General features: G+C 62.0%; 22 protein-coding genes. 14 read left to right on the top strand and 8 right to left on the bottom strand.

Features of this window, described 5'->3' with window-relative positions; all coding sequences use genetic code 11:
• Positions 1 to 188 (top strand): hypothetical protein (locus LJE91_08980; GenBank protein ID MCG6868842.1); only part of this gene is annotated, 188 nt, incomplete at its 5' end.
• A 595-nt stretch (positions 189 to 783) separates the two neighbouring features.
• Here LJE91_08980 and folK read toward each other — a convergent pair.
• Together folK and folB are read right to left on the bottom strand one after the other, a co-directional pair.
• Positions 784 to 1,287 (bottom strand): 2-amino-4-hydroxy-6-hydroxymethyldihydropteridine diphosphokinase, encoded by a 504-nt coding sequence (gene folK, locus LJE91_08975; GenBank protein ID MCG6868841.1) that lies wholly within the window; start codon positions 1,285 to 1,287, stop codon positions 784 to 786.
• Entirely contained in the window at positions 1,284 to 1,646 is a 363-nt protein-coding gene (gene folB / locus LJE91_08970; protein MCG6868840.1) for a dihydroneopterin aldolase, read from the bottom strand. Before folB ends, folK begins: the two co-directional genes overlap by 4 nt.
• 148 nt (positions 1,647 to 1,794) lie before the next feature.
• Between folB and rpmB the strand changes: the two genes are divergently transcribed.
• A complete protein-coding gene (rpmB, locus tag LJE91_08965) occupies positions 1,795 to 2,031 on the top strand; it encodes a 50S ribosomal protein L28 (GenBank protein ID MCG6868839.1) in 237 nt (78 codons plus the stop codon).
• A 202-nt stretch (positions 2,032 to 2,233) separates the two neighbouring features.
• Positions 2,234 to 2,389 carry a 50S ribosomal protein L33 gene (gene rpmG / locus LJE91_08960; GenBank protein MCG6868838.1) on the top strand — a complete coding sequence of 52 codons (156 nt, stop codon included), beginning with the start codon at positions 2,234 to 2,236 and terminating at the stop codon, positions 2,387 to 2,389.
• 68 nt (positions 2,390 to 2,457) lie between these two features.
• Here the strand turns inward: rpmG and LJE91_08955 are convergent, their stop codons facing one another.
• Genes LJE91_08955 through LJE91_08945 form a run of 3 tightly spaced genes read right to left on the bottom strand, consistent with a single transcriptional unit; the run spans position 2,458 to position 6,036 of the window.
• Positions 2,458 to 2,730: an oxidative damage protection protein gene (locus tag LJE91_08955; protein ID MCG6868837.1), complete on the bottom strand. Its 273-nt coding sequence runs from the start codon at positions 2,728 to 2,730 to the stop codon at positions 2,458 to 2,460.
• A 4-nt stretch (positions 2,731 to 2,734) separates the two neighbouring features.
• Positions 2,735 to 3,793, bottom strand: coding sequence for an A/G-specific adenine glycosylase (mutY, locus tag LJE91_08950; protein MCG6868836.1), 1,059 nt, complete (start codon positions 3,791 to 3,793; stop codon positions 2,735 to 2,737).
• On the bottom strand, positions 3,790 to 6,036 hold the full coding sequence (locus LJE91_08945; GenBank protein ID MCG6868835.1) for an AsmA family protein: 2,247 nt from the start codon (positions 6,034 to 6,036) through the stop codon (positions 3,790 to 3,792). Before LJE91_08945 ends, mutY begins: the two co-directional genes overlap by 4 nt.
• Positions 6,037 to 6,260: 224 nt before the next feature.
• Here LJE91_08945 and LJE91_08940 point away from each other — a divergent pair, with 224 nt between their 5' ends.
• Complete coding sequence (locus tag LJE91_08940; protein MCG6868834.1) at positions 6,261 to 6,755, top strand: hypothetical protein; 495 nt, start codon at positions 6,261 to 6,263, stop codon at positions 6,753 to 6,755.
• Here the strand turns inward: LJE91_08940 and moaC are convergent.
• Entirely contained in the window at positions 6,752 to 7,261 is a 510-nt protein-coding gene (moaC, locus tag LJE91_08935) for a cyclic pyranopterin monophosphate synthase MoaC (GenBank protein MCG6868833.1), read from the bottom strand. The two genes, LJE91_08940 and moaC, sit on opposite strands and share 4 nt — an antisense overlap.
• Before the next feature lie 87 nt (positions 7,262 to 7,348).
• Between moaC and LJE91_08930 the strand changes: the two genes are divergently transcribed.
• Complete coding sequence (locus tag LJE91_08930) at positions 7,349 to 7,579, top strand: MoaD/ThiS family protein (GenBank protein MCG6868832.1); 231 nt, start codon at positions 7,349 to 7,351, stop codon at positions 7,577 to 7,579.
• A 138-nt stretch (positions 7,580 to 7,717) separates the two neighbouring features.
• On the opposite strand, the gene LJE91_08925 is transcribed toward LJE91_08930, so the two are convergent.
• Positions 7,718 to 8,158 carry an Hsp20/alpha crystallin family protein gene (locus tag LJE91_08925; protein MCG6868831.1) on the bottom strand — a complete coding sequence of 147 codons (441 nt, stop codon included), beginning with the start codon at positions 8,156 to 8,158 and terminating at the stop codon, positions 7,718 to 7,720.
• A gap of 94 nt (positions 8,159 to 8,252) precedes the next feature.
• Positions 8,253 to 9,119, bottom strand: a complete 867-nt coding sequence (locus LJE91_08920) for a YicC family protein (protein ID MCG6868830.1) — start codon at positions 9,117 to 9,119, stop codon at positions 8,253 to 8,255.
• Positions 9,120 to 9,366: 247 nt separating this feature from the next.
• On the opposite strand from LJE91_08920, the gene rph reads away from it, so the two are divergent.
• The 9 genes from rph to LJE91_08875 all read left to right on the top strand — a co-directional run bounded on the left by rph (position 9,367) and on the right by LJE91_08875 (position 17,309).
• Positions 9,367 to 10,083, top strand: a complete 717-nt coding sequence (rph, locus tag LJE91_08915; protein MCG6868829.1) for a ribonuclease PH — start codon at positions 9,367 to 9,369, stop codon at positions 10,081 to 10,083.
• A gap of 62 nt (positions 10,084 to 10,145) precedes the next feature.
• Entirely contained in the window at positions 10,146 to 10,754 is a 609-nt protein-coding gene (gene rdgB / locus LJE91_08910) for an RdgB/HAM1 family non-canonical purine NTP pyrophosphatase (protein MCG6868828.1), read from the top strand.
• A 20-nt stretch (positions 10,755 to 10,774) separates the two neighbouring features.
• Positions 10,775 to 12,001: a radical SAM family heme chaperone HemW gene (gene hemW / locus LJE91_08905; protein ID MCG6868827.1), complete on the top strand. Its 1,227-nt coding sequence runs from the start codon at positions 10,775 to 10,777 to the stop codon at positions 11,999 to 12,001.
• Between the two features lie 25 nt (positions 12,002 to 12,026).
• A complete protein-coding gene (locus tag LJE91_08900; GenBank protein MCG6868826.1) occupies positions 12,027 to 12,224 on the top strand; it encodes a CPXCG motif-containing cysteine-rich protein in 198 nt (65 codons plus the stop codon).
• A gap of 1,069 nt (positions 12,225 to 13,293) precedes the next feature.
• Positions 13,294 to 14,340 (top strand): tRNA (5-methylaminomethyl-2-thiouridylate)-methyltransferase, encoded by a 1,047-nt coding sequence (locus LJE91_08895; GenBank protein MCG6868825.1) that lies wholly within the window; start codon positions 13,294 to 13,296, stop codon positions 14,338 to 14,340.
• 82 nt (positions 14,341 to 14,422) lie between these two features.
• A complete protein-coding gene (locus tag LJE91_08890; GenBank protein ID MCG6868824.1) occupies positions 14,423 to 14,656 on the top strand; it encodes a sulfurtransferase TusA family protein in 234 nt (77 codons plus the stop codon).
• A 290-nt stretch (positions 14,657 to 14,946) separates the two neighbouring features.
• Positions 14,947 to 16,356 carry a glutamate--ammonia ligase gene (glnA, locus tag LJE91_08885; GenBank protein MCG6868823.1) on the top strand — a complete coding sequence of 470 codons (1,410 nt, stop codon included), beginning with the start codon at positions 14,947 to 14,949 and terminating at the stop codon, positions 16,354 to 16,356.
• A 231-nt stretch (positions 16,357 to 16,587) separates the two neighbouring features.
• Entirely contained in the window at positions 16,588 to 16,806 is a 219-nt protein-coding gene (locus LJE91_08880; GenBank protein MCG6868822.1) for a DUF302 domain-containing protein, read from the top strand.
• A 152-nt stretch (positions 16,807 to 16,958) separates the two neighbouring features.
• Positions 16,959 to 17,309 (top strand): hypothetical protein, encoded by a 351-nt coding sequence (locus LJE91_08875; protein MCG6868821.1) that lies wholly within the window; start codon positions 16,959 to 16,961, stop codon positions 17,307 to 17,309.
• The last annotated feature ends 32 nt before the right edge of the window (positions 17,310 to 17,341 follow it).

Genomic DNA, 17,341 nt, shown 5'->3' with positions numbered 1-17,341 from the left:
CCCGGGAATGGGTGGCCCCGGAATGGGGAACCCGGGAATGGGGAACCCGGGAATGGGGAACCCGGGAATGGGGAACCCGGGAATGGGGAACCCGGGAATGGGGAACCCGGGAATGGGGAACCCCGGAATGGGGAACCCCGGAATGGGTGGCCCCGGAATGGGAAGACCGGGACCGCAGTCCTCAATGACGCCGGGTAGCGCGATCGGGCAGGAGGCCGCCCCGCCACCCGTGGGGCCTAAGGGAAACGCAAGCGCGACGAATCCCGAGCCGGTTTCCCGGTATCGGCGTCCCGGGGGTTACCCCCCTCCACAGTTCGGCTGGGCACCGGTTTACCGGCTGCCGTACCCCGCGGGACACCGAAGCCGGACGGTCGTCGGGGCGGCCCACCCTGCCCGCCATCAGCTGGCCAGTTGGCGGCCGCTCCCGCGCTTGTTTCGGCCGCGAGTCCGCCACCCGCAACTCGCATGGTGGCCATCCCGGTACATCCCCCAGGCTGTCGTGGCGGCAAACCGGTTCGGAGCGCATCCCTTTCCTATCGCCTATGCAGGCCCGCGGGGACCCATGCAGTCGGGCGCCTACCCGGCGCGACAGATGGCGAAACGATTCACGCCAGCCCACCCGGCTAAGCAGTTGCGACCGGCCCCGTCATTCGCCGGGAACTGGACCTATCGCCCGTATGCCGGCTAGCCCGGCTCGGTCTGGCGTAGCTCTGCACGTCTTGCCGTAACCGGGATACCTGTCGGGCCTGAGTGCCCGACAGGTATCCTCGGGATTGGGAAACCTTATAAACGGCCCGGGCGCCAGTCGAAGGACACAGGCGTCAGGTTGCACTCCCCTTCTCCGAACTCCGCCCACAGATCACCGATGCGCCGCCCCTCTACGGGATGAATCGCCGTCGGTGCGATCTCCGCCAGTGGTCCAAGGACAAAGGCATACCGCAGTATCTCGTCACGCGGCAGTTGGACCCCGTCTTTGTCCAGCACCATGTCTGCATATAGCAGCAGGTCCAGATCCAGGGTACGGGGGGAGAACTTGCCCCCTGCACGCTCACGCCCTTGCGCATCCTCAATCTCACGCAGGATCCGCGTCACCTCGACCGGTGACGCATCGGTTTCGAACCCGGCAACGAGATTGTAGAAATCGTCCCCCTCGAACCCGACCGGGGCGGTACGGTAGACGCTGGAAACCTTCAGTTCCCCGAACCGCCGCTCCAACGCCGACAACGCCGAGACGATATTGGTCTCCCGATCGATGTTGCTGCCGATACTGACCCAGACCCGGGTCACTGCTGACCCCTCTCGCCCCGCTCGATCGTCACCCCGACCTCGCGCGCCCCGCGCACCGCACCAGGCTTGGAAACGGAAAGCCGCAGCCACGGGACCGAAAATTCGTCACGAATCAACTCCGCGATTCGCTCGGCAAGCGTCTCCACCAGGTGAAAGTCGGTCTCTTCGACCAGGGCCGTGATCCTGCGTGAAACGGCCTTGTAGTCCAGGGTATCGGCAATGTCGTCCGTCGCGGCCGGCGCACGGTTGTCGGCCCCCATCTCCAGGTCGATGGATATCGCCTGGCGGATCTTCTGCTCCCAATCCCAGACCCCGATACGGGCTTCCACCCTCAGGTCCCTGATAAATACGATATCCATGATCCGCCCATCGTTTGGTGAACCGGACTGACGACCGGTGTGTGCCTCGGGCAATTCCGATTCACCGGACGGATCGCTTGTCCGGTTTGTCGAATTCTGCTACCGTTCGCGTCCCTTCGTAACAGACCGAATCCCCCGGAGACGAAAGATGTCACGCGTTTGTCAGGTCACAGGAAAAAGGCCGGCGACCGGTAACAACGTGTCGCATGCGCATAATAAAACACGGCGGCGCTTTCTGCCGAATCTGCATACCCGGAAGTTCTGGGTCGAGAGCGAAAACCGCTGGGTCAAACTACGCGTGTCGCGTAAGGGCCTGCGCACCATCGACAAGAAGGGTATCGAAGCCGTACTGGACGAGATGCGCTCTCGCGGCGAAAAACTTTAGGCGATTTCTGTCAAATGACATACCATCCTGCTTGTCTTTTCGTCCGTCCTCTGTATTGCGACAACCGTTGCATCGTTCGACGATGCGCCTGTTGTCGCGCCTTGATGACGAACGAAAATCCGGCGCGATCTGGTATGCCATTTTCCGGCAATCGCCTTAGCGGGCTGATCGGGCCTCACACATAATCCAGGAGCAGGCAGTCATGCGTGACAAGATCAAGCTGGTTTCCTCGGCCGGCACCGGACATTTCTACACGACGACCAAGAACAAACGCACCATGCCGGACAAGATGGAGATCAAGAAATACGATCCCATTGTTCGCAAACACGTGGTGTACAAGGAAGCGAAGATCAAGTAGGAGCCCCCCCCCGCCCACCGGCGGATGAATTCCCGGCGTGTGGGGGTGCGCCGCGCCGGATCAGGCGGTCATGTCGAAGGCGGCACGTACCCTTCAGGCGAACTCGACCCGCTACCGAATAAGAACTTCTCCATCTCCTCCTCGAGGAACTTGCGCGCCTTGGGTTCGACGGGTGTCAGCCGGTACTCGTTGATCAGCATGGTCTGCTGCTTGACCCAACGCTGCCAGCCTTCCTTCGATACGCTCTCGAAGATGCGTTGTCCAAGTTCTCCCGGATACGGCTGGAAGTCCAGGCCTTCGGCTTCCTTTCCCAGTATTACGCATTGCACCATTCGCGCCATTGATTTAATCCTGTCTTTCCTGCAGTTTCCTGAGCAACCCCGTCACGGGCGCGGCCAGGCCCCTCGGTGAGGAGGCGACGTTATACCAGAGTTGGTCGGTGCCATCCATTACCCTCCCAGCGGTGTCACCCACGCGCGCCCTGACCGGGGTGATGCGCAAACGAAAGTGCGTGAAGGTGTGGGTGAGCGGCTTCCAGGGTTCTACATGGACAGGTGCGGTCCCGAGTCGCTGCCGGCACCACTGCCCGCTGTCTTGCGCACGGTTCAGTTCGGGAAAGCTCCACAGTCCGCCCCATACGCCGCTCGGCGGCCTGCGTTCGAGGAACACGTCACCATGCGGGTTGCAAACCATGATCATCGCGGTCTCGCGCAAGGGAATCACCTTGCGCGGCCTCGGTTCGGGCAGATTCCCCTGGACGCCGGCGGCCCTCGCCCGACAATCCCCCGACACGGGACAGGCCGCGCAATCGGGCGCGCCTCGCCGGCAGACCGTCGAACCCAGGTCCATAATGGCCTGGGTGTATCGGGCGACTTCCCGCGCCGGGGTCAGTTCTTCGGCCAGTTGCCAGAGTCGGCGCGAAACGGCCGTCGTGCCCGGCCAACCGCGGACCAGACAGTGACGCATCAGGACCCGTTTGACGTTTCCGTCGAGGATGGCGTGCCGCTCGCCTCGCGAAAGCGCGATGATCGCCCCCGCGGTGGATCGCCCGACCCCGGGCAACGCCCGCAACTCCTCGATCCGAGCGGGGAACACACCCCCGTGCACATCCCGAACGCGTCGGGCGGCGCGATGGAGGTTCCGTCCCCTGGCGTAGTAGCCGAGACCGGACCAGTGCGAGAGCACCTCGTCGAGCGGCGCGTCCGCCAGCGCGGCGACGTTCGGGAAACGGCGCGTGAATCGTTCGAAATAGGGAATGACGGTGGCTACCTGGGTCTGCTGCAGCATGACCTCCGACACCCACACGCGGTAGGGTGTCGGGTTGTGCTGCCAGGGCAGGTGCCGGCGGCCGTGGCGCCGATGCCAGTCAAGCAGACGTTCGCTGAACGCCCCACCAATGCTCACCGGCCGAAGATCCCCTTCAGGGCATCTCCCAGCGGTTTTTCCATGCCCCCGGGCAGGACCTTTTCGATATCTTGTTGCGGCACCGCCTTCTCGATCCCCCGGGAGATGGCTTTCTCCGCCTCCTGGCGCACCGTTTCCCGGGCCAGGGCCTCCAGGTCGAGTCCGTAACTCGGACTCGCGAACGGTCCCTTGACCGTGATCGGGACGACCACCCGTTTTGCGTCCGCGCTGCCCTCGGTCAGGGAAAGCTTCAGGGTGTAGTCCACCGTTTCGGCGGCGATGTCCGCCTTCCCCTCGCCCCGGACCAGGATCAGCGGCATGTCCAGGCGCAGATCGCGATTGTCGAGTACCCCCTTGTCTATCCGCGCCGAGCCGGTGAGTGAGTCGAAGATGAGCTCCTCTCCCGTCGGGCGCGGCTGCCTGCGCTGCAGGAACGCCACGGCCGCCTCGACCTTCCGCGCCAGTTCGGGATCGTGAAGCGCTCCCTTGTTGACAGCGAGTTTCGCATTGCCTCCCAGCTGGCGCTTGAGTGTCGATACCCTCTGTCCCTGCGTCTTGAGGTCGAAGGACAGGGCTGCGCTCCCCCGCACGTACGACTGCTCCTGGGTGAGGTCGCCGAGCAGACCACCGAGCTGAACCCCCTTGAGACTGGTGTTGACCTGAAAGGCGGGGGTATCGGGACGCGCGTCGACGATCACGCCGCTGTCGATGCGCCCATCGTAGAGAGCGGTGGACACCGGTTTCAGGCTCAGCAGCCCGTCCTTGGCATTGAGGACCGCGCTGACATCCGACAGGCGGACATTGGCGATCTTCAGTTTGCCGATGCGAGCCTCACCGGCGACGTCGAGCCCCCGCAGTGTGTCGATCGGCAGATCCAGGGAATCGTCGGCGGACGGCGTCGCGGGCCCGGGCGCGGGTTCCCCCTTGGCCCCGGTCTCCTTCGGCGCGGGGGGCAGATAACGGTCCGCATCCATTTGATCGAGGACCACCTTGAAGCGAATGGCCGGTTTATCGAAATTGTTGACCGCGGCCTCGCCCGTCAGCTTCGAGTCGTCCAGTGTCATCGCCAGTTTGTCGATACTGGCGCTGTTATCCTTCCCGGAGAACGAGACCTCGAGGTCCGCATTCGCGAGGACCTTCGGATCGGCCGTTTCGGGGGGCGGAGATCCCAAATTCTTGAGCATTGCCCTGGGGGAAAATTCACCGGTACTCATCTCCCCCGAGTAGCGTAAGTCACCTTGAAGACCGGTGACATCAACCTGCCCTTTCATATTCACCCCGAACGCAGCCAGCGCCAGCGGTGCGATCCTTGCGCTACCGGCTACGAGGTCCGCCTCCATGCGTGAGTCGAGCGTGGCTTGGATTCGGCCGCCGGGGAGGTCCTTTCCCTCGACCTTGACCGTGACCTTCAGCCCCTCAAGAACATAGCGCTGGGATTCGAGCCCCAGTTCGGCCCGGGTACTCAGCGACAAGGCGGCGCGGTCGCCCGGCAGCGCGTCACCCTCCGCCGAAATCCCCAGCTCGAGGTCTTCCAGCACGACGCGCTGCTTGTCGAGATCCGGATGGACCTCCGTGGTGAGTTTCACGTCCGCGACGACCGGCGGCGCGGCGTTGCTCAACCGCATGCGAAGATCCAGATCGACCGGCCGGCCCAGTTCGAGCTCGCTGGTCTCCATGTCGAGCGGATCGATGGACACATCGGTCCCCGCCTGGGCGTCCTGCCAGCGTATCGCGGCATCGCTGATCACCAGACCGCCGATGGCAACGGCCGGGACCTGGCTCGTCCCGGCCTCCGGCGGCGGCGCCTGTTCCTCGACCGCCTCCTCACCGGCCTGGGACAGGCTCTCTACCAGGTCGTCCCAGTTGGTCTTTCCCTCCGCGTTCTTGGCCAGATTGACCCGCAGCCCCTCCAGGGTCACCTTGTCCGCCCGGATCTCGCCGCGGAACAGAGGGATCAGCGCCACGCGCACCTGCACGTCACCCACCCTCCCAAAGGGATCCGCCCCGAATCCCGGCGCATTCCCGAGTTCCACTTTACCCAGGCGCAGACCGAGCCACGGAAAATAGGTGAGACTGATATCGCCATCGATTTTGAGGTCCCTGCCAGTGGCCTTTTTCACCTCTTCCACGAGCATCGGCTTGTAGTCGTTGGGGTCTAATGTCGCCAGCAGGATGGCGGCGGCGCCAAAAACCAGAACGACCAGGACGACCAGCAGCAGAAATAATCGCTTTAGCCATTTCATGGTGTCTTCCCATGGTCAGTGCGTGAGGTGATCCAGTGAATTCGGTCTGCCGCGAAGCGGGCGGGAGATCCGGGCCTTAACCGCGCGACCTCGGCCATCATCCGGCAATGCGGACGGAATATCCAGATGCCACACAGGAGATAGATGCCGAGCCCGAAATCCCGCGCTATGCTTAGACCCTTTCCGCCCTATTGTCCAACCGACGCAAGGTCCGAATCAACGCAATGGCCGAGATAGCCCCGGAAAACGATCCAGTCCAGCTGCGGCGCAAACCCCATGTCTTGTTCGTCGGGCAGCACGACGGCACGTATACCCAGATCGCCCTGGGATACATGAATGCCCTGGGGCCGGGCATGCTGGAGGCCGAGTCCGGGGGAATTCAGTCGAATGCGATCGATCCCCGGGTCACCCGATCCATGTCCGAGGACGGCGTCGACATCCGCAGGCACCAGGCCTCTCTGGTCACCGGCCAACAGCTGCGCTGGGCGGACCTGGTCATCGTGATCGGCACCATGGATGAAGACATCCGGGTCGCGGTTCCCGGCAGCGCGCACCAGAAACGATGGTCGATCCGGCAGGGCCTGGGGGAGAACCCGTCAGATGCCGGCCCCGAGGTCTACAACGCTTGCCGAAACGAGATCAAGCAACGGGTGCAGGGGATGCTGCAGGCGATCCGTCTGTTCAAGGGGCGTGACGGGAAGACCCGGCAATCGCCCTAGACCAGCCGCGTCTCGCCTGTGTCGTCGGGTAGAGGACGCGACCAGTCCCCGGAACGCCCTCCGGACTTGCGTAGCAGGCGGATGCCTTCCATGGTCATGGTCCGATCTACCGACTTGCACATATCGTAGACGGTCAGCAAGGTGACCTGCACGGCGGTCAGTGCCTCCATCTCCACACCGGTCCTGCCGTAGCAGGCGACGCGCGCCCGGCACGTAACCGCCCCCAGACCCGGTTCGGCCCGGAGATCCACCTCAACCGACGATAGAGCCAGGGGGTGGCAGAGGGGCACCAACTCGGCGGTCTTTTTCGCCGCCATGATGCCGGCGATCCTTGCGATCCCCAGCACGTCCCCCTTCTTGTGCCCCCCGGAGCGGATCAGCGACAGGGTCTGATCCTGCATGGTGATCCGACCCTCGGCGACGGCGACCCGATGCGTCACGTCCTTGTCCCACACATCCACCATGTGCGCCTCACCTCGAATGTTGAAATGGGTCAGGTCACTCATGCACTCTCCTCATCCTCGGCCACCGCGTGCCGTCGGGCTTAGGGCCGGTGGTATAATTCACGGCGTTTCGAGCATAGCAGAACCGATATGATCACCGTTAAGTACTTCGCCAGCCTGCGCGAGCGCATGGGACGGGAGGAGGACAAGCTGGGGCCCGACCGGATTCACACGGTACGGGATGTATGGGAACAGGTGTCGGGTGATGGCGACCCGCCAGCGAACCTGCTCGTGGCCATCAATCACGAATACGCCAATCTTGCGGTTGCGGTCAACGACGGAGACGAGGTCGCGTTCTTCCCGCCCGTGACCGGGGGTTAGGCGATTTCTGTCAAATGAAATACCATCCTGCTTGGCTTTTCGTCCGGCGCCGGACGGACGACCAAGGCCAGACGAAACCACCGCGACCGGGACCGGTCGCGGTGGTGTTTTACGACGGCTGGCGGACCCGTAGTCCGACTACGACGAGACGGAGATCTTGCGAGGCTGCAATTTCTCGTGTTTGGGGATCCGGACCTCCAGAACGCCGTCGGAGCAGCGCGCCGTGATCTTCTCTGCATCCGCGGTGTCCGGCAGCGAAAACCGCCGGTAGAACGAACCGCTGACGCGCTCGACCCGCGAGTACTGCTCGCTCTTCTCCTCGGCTTCCGACTGGCGGGATCCCTTGATGCACAGCACGCCGTTGTCCATGTTGACCTCGATATCGTCCGGTTTCACACCGGGGAGATCCGCGTGCAGGACGAAGGCGTCGTCCTCCTCCTTGATATCCACCGCCGGCGCCCAGGCCGCGGTCGTCACTTTCGAGTAGTTGCCCTCGTCGTCTTCCTGCCCCAGTGCACGTTCCATATCACGCCGCCACTGGTTCATCAGGCTCCAGGGTTCATAGGTCTTGGGTAACATGCTTCATACCTCCAGGCTGATCGGTTGTCTCTGATGTCATAAGAGATGTGGAGGCGAAGCCCGGGATTTCAAGGGGAAGGTTTACGGCGGAGGACTACTCGATGTTCTGTACCTGCTCGCGCATCTGCTCGACCAGCACCTTGAGTTCCACCGCGGCCTGCGTGGTCTCGATGTCGGCGGCCTTGGAGGCCAGGGTGTTGGCCTCGCGATTGAACTCCTGCATGAGAAAGTCGAGCCGACGGCCGACCGGCTCGTCGCGCCTGAGTGCCGCACGAACCTCTTCGCAGTGACTGTCCAGCCGGTCGAGTTCCTCATCGACATCCATCTTTTGCGCGACGAAGGCGATCTCCTGCTCCAGGCGCCCCTCGTCGGGCTGCACGTCCATGTCGGCGATCCGGGCCATCAGCTTCTCTCTGACGGCAGCCAGTACGGCGGGCCTGCGCTCGCGTAAGCTCGCAACGATCTCCTCAAGCGCCCGGCACCGGCTCCCGATCAGCCCCGAGAGCCTTTCACCCTCACGCGTGCGTCCCTCGATCATGTCGTCCAGCGCCTGCTCGAATAGCTTGGTTACCTGTTGCTTGACGGGGGTGACATCCGTCTCCGGCTCGATGGCAACACCCGACCAGTTCAGCAACTCCATCGCGGTCATGCGGGCAGGATTGTTCATCATGCCTTCGATGCGGTGCGTCGCGTCGACCAGTGAGGTCACCAGGCCCTCGTTGATCTCGACCTGACCGGCGGCGGCCGCCGGTGGCCGGTAAGCGATAAGGCTATCGAGTTTCCCTCGCCCCAGCCTGGATTGCGCCCGCGAGCGAAGTTCGCCTTCGACCGAACGCAGTTCCTCCGCGATGCGGAAACCGAATTCCAGATACCGATGGTTGACGCTGCGCAGCTCGCAAACCATCGTACCCAGTTCACCCCGGTATTCCGCGCGCGCGTATCCCGTCATGCTGCGAATCATTCTGGCATTGTCCCCATCCCGTTTCTCCGGCCGGTTAAGGCGATTGCCGGAAAATGACATACCAGATCGCGCCGGATTTTTCGTTCGTCATCAAGACGCGACAACAGGCGCATCGTCGAACGATGGAACGGTTGTCGCAACACAGAGGACGGACGATAAAGACAAGCAGGATGGTATGTCATTTGACAGAAATCGCCTCAGCATTTCGCGGGGGTATAATAGCGCGCTTTTCACAGGAGACATTCCCATGAGACCCAGTGGCCGCGCAACGGATGCGATGCGGGAGGTATCCTTCATCCGGGATTTCACACGCCACGCCGAGGGCTCGGTGCTGGTGGCCTTCGGTGATACGCGAGTCATCTGTACCGCGTCGGTGGAGGAACGCGTGCCTCATTTCCTCAAGGGCGCGGGCAAAGGCTGGGTCACGGCGGAATACGGTATGCTGCCACGCGCCACAGGGACACGCATGTCTCGCGAGGCGGCCCGCGGCCGGCAGGGCGGGCGCACCATGGAGATCCAGCGGCTGATCGGCAGATCCATGCGCGCAGCGGTCGATCTCGAGGCCCTCGGGGAACGCAGTGTGACGATCGACTGCGATGTGATCCAGGCCGACGGCGGCACTCGCACCGCATCGATCAGCGGGGCCTTCGTGGCGCTCTACGACGCGATCCTCAACCTGCTGCGGGAAGACAAGATAGCGCGCAACCCCATCCATGGCATGGTCGCCTCGGTCTCGGTCGGCATCTACAAGGGGACGCCGATCCTGGATCTCGATTACCCCGAGGACTCGTCGGCCGAAACGGACTTGAACGTCGTGATGAACGATGCCGGAGCGTTTATCGAGCTGCAGGGCACCGCAGAGGGGCATGCCTTCCGGCCCCACGAGCTGGACGAGATGCTCTGCCTGGCGCGCAGCGGCATCGATACCATCCTCGGCAAACAGCGCGAGGCGCTCGGGATCTGATCCTCGGGCGACGCACCGGGAGCACCGGACGGGCGATCCCTATATCGAGAAGGAGATGACCCATGCACAAGATCATTCTCGCCAGTAACAACGCAGGGAAGGTGCGCGAGATCAGCCAGGTCCTCGGCGACCTTGACGTCGAGATCATGCCCCAGTCCGCATTTCAGGTTGGAGACGTCGAGGAAACCGGCCTGAGTTTCGTCGAGAACGCCCTGCTGAAGGCGCGACACGCGGCCCGGTTCTCCGGATTGCCCGCCCTGGCAGACGATTCGGGAATCGAGGTCGACGCCCTGGACGGCGCGCCGGGGATCTATTCGGCGCGCTACTCGGGTCCGGACGCCGACGACCGGATGAACAACGACCGATTGCTCGAAGCCTTGCGTGACGTGCCCGAATCGCAGCGGGGTGCGAGATTCCAGTGCGTCATCGTCCTGATGCGCCGCCCACTCGACTCGATGCCCCTGATCTGTACCGGCACCTGGGAAGGACGCATCCTTCACGCGCCGAGGGGAACCCACGGTTTCGGTTACGATCCGCTGTTCTACGTCCCGACACACGACTGCGCCTCCGGGGAGCTCGACCCCGAGGTGAAAAACAGAATCAGCCACCGCGCCCAGGCGCTCGAGGCCTTAAAAACGGCGCTCGTCGGGCATCGTTACAATCTGCCCTGAACGTGATTCGGGCAGATCGAATGGCGAGCCGCACCGTAGCAGTCCCCGAAGCGCCCCGCCGCGATGGCCAGAACCGGGGGGACATGCCGCGTTTCCGGCGCCGTCCTCCACTGGGCCTGTACGTGCACCTGCCCTGGTGTGTCCACAAGTGCCCCTACTGCGACTTCAACTCGTTCGCCACGGGCGGTAAGCGGATTCCCGAACGGGGATATATCGATGCGCTGCTCCTGGAACTGCAAGCGTACGCCCGCATGGACGTCTGGCCGGCTGTCGGCTCGGTCTTCCTCGGCGGAGGCACGCCGAGCCTGTTTTCCCCCGAAGGCATTGACTGTTTGCTGACGGGGATCGGCAATCGGCTAAGCTTGTCGAGCGAACCGGAGATCACCCTGGAGGCAAATCCCGGTACCGTCGAACGCGGCAGGTTCGCGGAGTTCCGGCAGGCGGGAGTCAACCGTCTGTCCATCGGGATTCAGACCTTCGACGACGAGGCGCTCGCGCGAATCGGCCGCATACACACGGGGACCGATGCGGTCCGAGCCGCCGAGGACGCCAGGGCGGCGGGATTCACAAATCTCAATCTCGACCTGATGTTCGGCCTGCCGGGACAGGATCGGAAATCCGCCCTCGCCGACCTGGACATCGCACTCTCACTGGAGCCCGACCACGTCTCCCGCTACCAGCTCACCATCGAACCGGACACGTCCTTCGGCGTGCACCCCCCCAGGCTGCCGGCAGAAGACACAATCTGGGAGATGCAGGCTTCCGGCCAGCGGAAGCTCGCGCGGCGGGGCTATACTCGGTACGAAGTATCTGCATTCGCGGCGCCGGGCAAACAGTGTCGGCATAACAGGAACTACTGGGAATTCGGGGACTACATCGGAATCGGAGCGGGTGCGCACGGCAAACTCACCCGCCCCGGGCTGCGTTGCGTCACCCGGACGCGGAACACACGCAGTCCGCGCGCCTGGATGAATCGGGTGAACAACCTGCAAATGGCGGGAAACACATCGCCGGTCGAGCGGGAAGACCTGGCTTTCGAGTTCATGCTGAATGGGCTCAGACTGGTGGAGGGATTCAACTACGGCCTGTTCGAGGGGCGAACCGGCCTGCCGCGAGAGGCGATCCGCCGCCGGATCGACAAGGCGCGGCATGACGGGATGTTACGAGAAGACGGAGACCTGGTGGTCCCGACGGCACTGGGCGGCCGGTTCCTCAATGACCTGATCGCCCTGTTCCTGCCCGGGTAACGGGCATCCAAGGAGGTAAGTGAATATGAGCGCACTTGTGGAAGATGTCGAGGTCCTGTGTCCCTATTGCGGGAAGTCGATCGAGATCGACGTGGATTGCACCGCCGGGAACCAGAGTTATTTCGAGGACTGCAGGGTCTGCTGTGCACCGATTCAATTCAGCGTTTCGGTGGACTCCCGCGGGAACCTGATCGCCGTGGACGCCCGCCGCGAGGACGAGTAGACGGCCCCGTATCTCCTCCGATACCTGCGGGACGACTTGTGCACATCAGCGGTTCGGATTGCCACAGACTGACTGTAAGAAAAATCGTATCGCTCCACGAGCGCGAAGTTATTCTTTATAAACAACAGCAAGTAATGCATGTGGTCGTTTTTTAACCAAAATGCAACATGACCGCCTAACGCATAGTCTGGGCTCCCTTTGCCCCAAAATGTCTACAGAGTTATCCACAAAATCTGTGGATAACCCCCCGAAACCGGCTGATCTACGTCACGGACGCGCAAACGAAGCGTTCCTGCCGCTCACGTGGCCCTGTAGGATTTCCCCAGGCCTGGCGGGCGACCTCGGGCGCTCCGAGGTTCCTGCATCGCGATCTACCCGATCCGTGTCCGGGACGGGACGGGACGGGACGGGTAAAGCGTGTTTTTTATCCCTTTCCGGCCCGCGGCGACTAGACTTTTGCACAATGCGTGCTACGCGGATAAAAGCGGGGCCAGCAGCACGGGCGGCCGCTGTCCGGACTGCACGGACCGGAATAATTTTCTGGAATATCAGCATGTTGCAAGCTGTGGTAATTTTTTATCCAATTTGACGCTTTCGTGAATTCGTGCGGTGCCTCGCCAGTTTGACCCACGCTATCAACAGACTTATCCACAGGAATTGTGGATAATGACCAAACCCCCTACGAGTCAGCCGGTTAGCGCATAATCTTTGATTTTCTCGCAGGGGATTTCCCCAAGCCTGCAACTTGCAAGAAGTATTTTGAACCCACTGACAAACGGCGGCAGGACAAGCGTCGGGAAAGGTCCCTCACCCGGCATTTCGCCCTCGTGGACGGCCGGAGGCGAGCGTCGGAAAGCCATCCATCCGGAAGGTATAATTCAAAGTCCTTAGGCGATTTCTGTCAAATGACATACCATCCTACTTGTCTTTGTCGTCCGTCCTCTGTGTTGCGACAACCGTTGCATAGTTCGACTATGCGCCTGTTGTCGCGCCTGGATGACGAACGAAAATCCGGCGCGATTTGGTATGCCATTTTCCGGCCATCGCCTTATTGGCGGAAAGTTCGCAAATGTCAGAACAGAAAAAAGCCGTTGCCCTGATCTCTGGCGGACTGGATTCCATGCTGGCCGCGCAGATCGTCCAGGAACAAGGCGTGCACGTCGAGGGCATCAATTTCTACACCGGCTTCTGCGTCGAGGGTCATACCCATGCCATCCGCAGAAAGGACCGGGACAAGCAGAAGCGAAATAACGCCCTGTGGGTCGCCGAACAACTGGGCATCAAGCTGCATATCGTGGATGTCGTGGAGCCCTACAAGGCGGTGCTGCTGAGTCCCCGGCACGGGTACGGGGCGAACATGAACCCCTGCCTGGACTGCAAGATCTTCATGGTCTCCCGGGCCAGGAAATGGATCGAGACCAAGGGTTTCGACTTCATCGTCACCGGCGAGGTGGTGGGCCAGCGCCCCATGTCGCAGCGCCGCGACACCATGCCGCTGGTCTCGCGCCAGTCCGACGCGGACGAGCTGCTGTTGCGTCCCCTGTGCGCCCGCAACCTTCCTCCGACCCTGCCGGAGCGCCAAGGCTGGGTGGACCGGAACCGCCTCTACGACATCAGCGGCCGTTCCCGCAAGCGGCAGATGGCGCTGGCCGAGGAGTTTGGAATCACCGATTACGCCCAGCCCGCCGGCGGCTGCTGTTTCCTCACCGATGCGAGTTACAGCGCCAAGCTCAGGGACCTCTGGGCCAGCCGCGGGAGCCGGAACTACGAACTCGACGACATTATCCTTCTGAAGGTTGGCCGGCACCTGCGCCCGCGGCCCCATTTCAAGATCATCGTCGCCCGGGAGGAGGGGGAGACGCGTTTCCTGGAGGGATACCGACACCGGTTTCCCCACATCCGCACGCTGAGTCATGCCGGTCCCCTGACCCTGCTCGACGGGGACGGCATCACCGACGACGACCTGCATCTGGCCGCCAGAATCGCCGCGCGCTACAGTCAGGGGCGCGACGCGGACACCGTGGAGGTCTCCGTCACCCGCCAGGAGTCCGGCACCGCCAATCTCGAGGTCACCCCGTTGCCGCCCGGCGAGATCGAAGCCGGGTGGACGGTATGACAGCCAAACCAGTATGGGGGTGCTCTAGCACCACGCCGAAAACCCGTCCATCACGTCTCGCCAACGATTCCCTGGGGACACGATGAGCCGGTCCATTGTGGATGCGCGAGGGCTGCTCTGTCCCCTTCCCGTCATTCGTGTTCAGGAGCGGGTAGCGGCGTTGAAACCCGGGGATCTCGTCGAGGCGATCTGTTCCGACCCGGGCGCCTTGAATGATATCCCGGCATGGTGCAAGATCAATGGTCACCAGATTGTCGAGACGATCGACGAGAGAGACGAGATCAGGATTACCGTCAGGGTCTGCAACACCCGATAACCGGTCGGCGACATCCCGTCGGTACGCGTGGATGATCCCGGTCTTTCACCACGCGCCGGTCCACGATCCGGCTGCACCATCGCAAGCTCGCACCAAATTGGTGCCAACTCTTTGTATAGCGCACCATAAATGGGTGAAAATCCCGTCTGGCGAATCTCAGCGACGCCAAATCAAGCACATGATGACTACTTAATTGGCCCTTTTCTTGCTTATTTTGCCGAAGCTCGCTTTTTTGCGATGCGCGCCGCGCACGGTGCGCCATAATCACCGACCCGTTTGGAGGGGTATCAATGTCAGCAACTGATGTTTTGAGGATGATGCAGGAAAACGACGTCAAGTTCGTCGATTTCAGATTCACGGATACACGGGGCAAGGAGCAGCACGTCTCCGTACCGGCGCATACCATCGAGGAGGATCTCTTCGAGGAAGGCAAGATGTTCGACGGGTCGTCGATCGCTGGCTGGAAGGGAATCAACGAGTCCGACATGATCCTGATGCCCGACGCAAGCACCGCGGTCATGGATCCCTTCTTCAACGAGCCGACGCTGATCCTCCGTTGCGATATCGTCGAACCGACCACGATGCAGGGCTACGAGCGCGACCCCCGTTCGGTCGCCAAGCGCGCCGAGACGTACATGAAGTCCACCGGCATTGCGGATACCGCATTCTTCGGCCCCGAACCCGAGTTCTTCATCTTTGATGATGTGCGCTGGGGCGCCGATATGAAGGGTACCTTTTACGAACTGGATTCCGATGAGTCTTCCTGGAACTCGGAAAAGGTCTACGAGGACGGCAATATCGGCCATCGCCCCGGCATCAAGGGCGGCTACTTCCCGGTCCCGCCGGTCGATTCCCTGCAGGACCTGCGCTCGGCGATGTGTCAGGTGATGGAAGAGATGGGAGTCGTTACCGAGGTGCATCACCACGAGGTCGGCACCGCGGGCCAGTGCGAGATCGGCACCAAGTTCGACACCCTAGTCAAGCGCGCCGACGCCAACCAGATCATGAAATACGTCATCATGAACGTCGCCCATAACTACGGCAAGACGGCGACCTTCATGCCGAAACCGCTTGTCGGCGACAACGGCAACGGCATGCACGTCCACCAGTCCCTGGCCAAGGGCGGAGAGAACCTGTTCTCCGGTGACCTGTACGGCGGCCTGTCCGAATTGGCGCTTTACTACATCGGCGGGGTCATCGAACACGCGCGGGCGCTCAACGCGTTCACCAACGCCAGCACCAACAGCTACAAACGCCTGGTGCCCGGGTTCGAGGCGCCGACCCTGCTGGCCTACTCGGCGCGCAATCGTTCCGCCTCGATCCGTATTCCGTTCGTCTCGAGTCCCAAGGGTCGCCGTATCGAGGTTCGCTTCCCCGACGCATCCGGAAACCCGTATCTGACCTTCGCCGCAATGCTGCTGGCCGGCCTGGACGGTATCCAGAACAAGATCCACCCGGGAGAGGCCATGGACAAGGATCTCTACGACCTGCCGCCGGAGGAAGAGGCCGAGATTCCCAAGGTCTGTTATTCCCTGGACCAGGCACTGGATGAACTCGACCAGGACCGTGATTTTCTCACCGCCGGGGGGGTATTTACCGATGACGCCATCGACGGCTACATCAACCTGAAGATGGATGAGGTCACGCGCCTGCGAATAACAACCCATCCGGTCGAGTTCGACCTTTACTACAGCGTCTGACGTGTCTGGATTTCACCGTCGCTGGTTTTCTGGTGGGCTGCGTTGAACTGCACTTGTCCACCCTACCGAGCCTCATCTCGCAGGGTGGACGGGTGTAGGCGTAGGGTGGACAAGCGCAGCGCAGTCCACCAGCGTTGACACCGTTGGTGCATTCATCACTGACGCTCCTCAATCCACCCTGCAAGGTTGGTTGAAGACTACAACCGACGCGGCCTGGACGGAATCGGTGCCATGGTCGTCTGTAACACCTGGTACACGAATCAGGTCGCAAACAAGGACCCTGAAATGCTGGCCCTGTGCCCCCTGAGCGTGACCCTGATCCACAAGGACGGCGTCACGACGGCCCTCTTCGCCCGACCAACGGTGCCGGCGGCGGGAAGCAAGGCCGAACCCATCCTTCGGGAGGTCGAAACGGAGTTAATCCGCGCGCTCGAGAAAGCTATGCAATAATTTGCGCCGTGGTGCGGTCTTATAGACACGTCGCGGGCCGATGAATCCAAGATCGCCCCGGCGACGTAGTTAAGTGATGTGGCCCAACGCCACCATGACGGAACAGAGTCATACAGACGGAACAGAGACATACACTCGAGGAGAGATGAATCATGAGCAAGAAATCCGCAATCAAACCCCTAGTTGCTGCTGTCGGCGCCGCGATGGCGACATCACTGGTCGCGGTTCCCACGGCCAGCGCGGATGCAAATCCCTTTGGAATGACCGAGCTTTCCAGCGGCTACAGGGTCGCCGGCGCGGAAGGTAAATGTGGCGGAAACAAGAGCACACCGGACAAGAGCGCATCGGAAGGCAAGAGCGGAGAAGGCAAGAGCGTCAAGGAAGGTAAGTGCGGCGAAGGCAAATGTGGCGGTGAAAAGAGCACCAAGGAGGGTAAATGCGGCGAAAACAAGAGCACATTGGACAAGAGCGCATCGGAAGGTAAGTGCGGCGGCAGCAAGTAGGCGAGTCGTTCCTTCCCCGCGGTGTTTCGCGG

The organism is Gammaproteobacteria bacterium (assembly GCA_022340215.1).
Taxonomy (GTDB): Bacteria; Pseudomonadota; Gammaproteobacteria; order JAJDOJ01; family JAJDOJ01; genus JAJDOJ01.
Note: the sequence above shows the minus strand (reverse complement) of the source record. Positions and strands in the feature narration are given on the sequence as shown.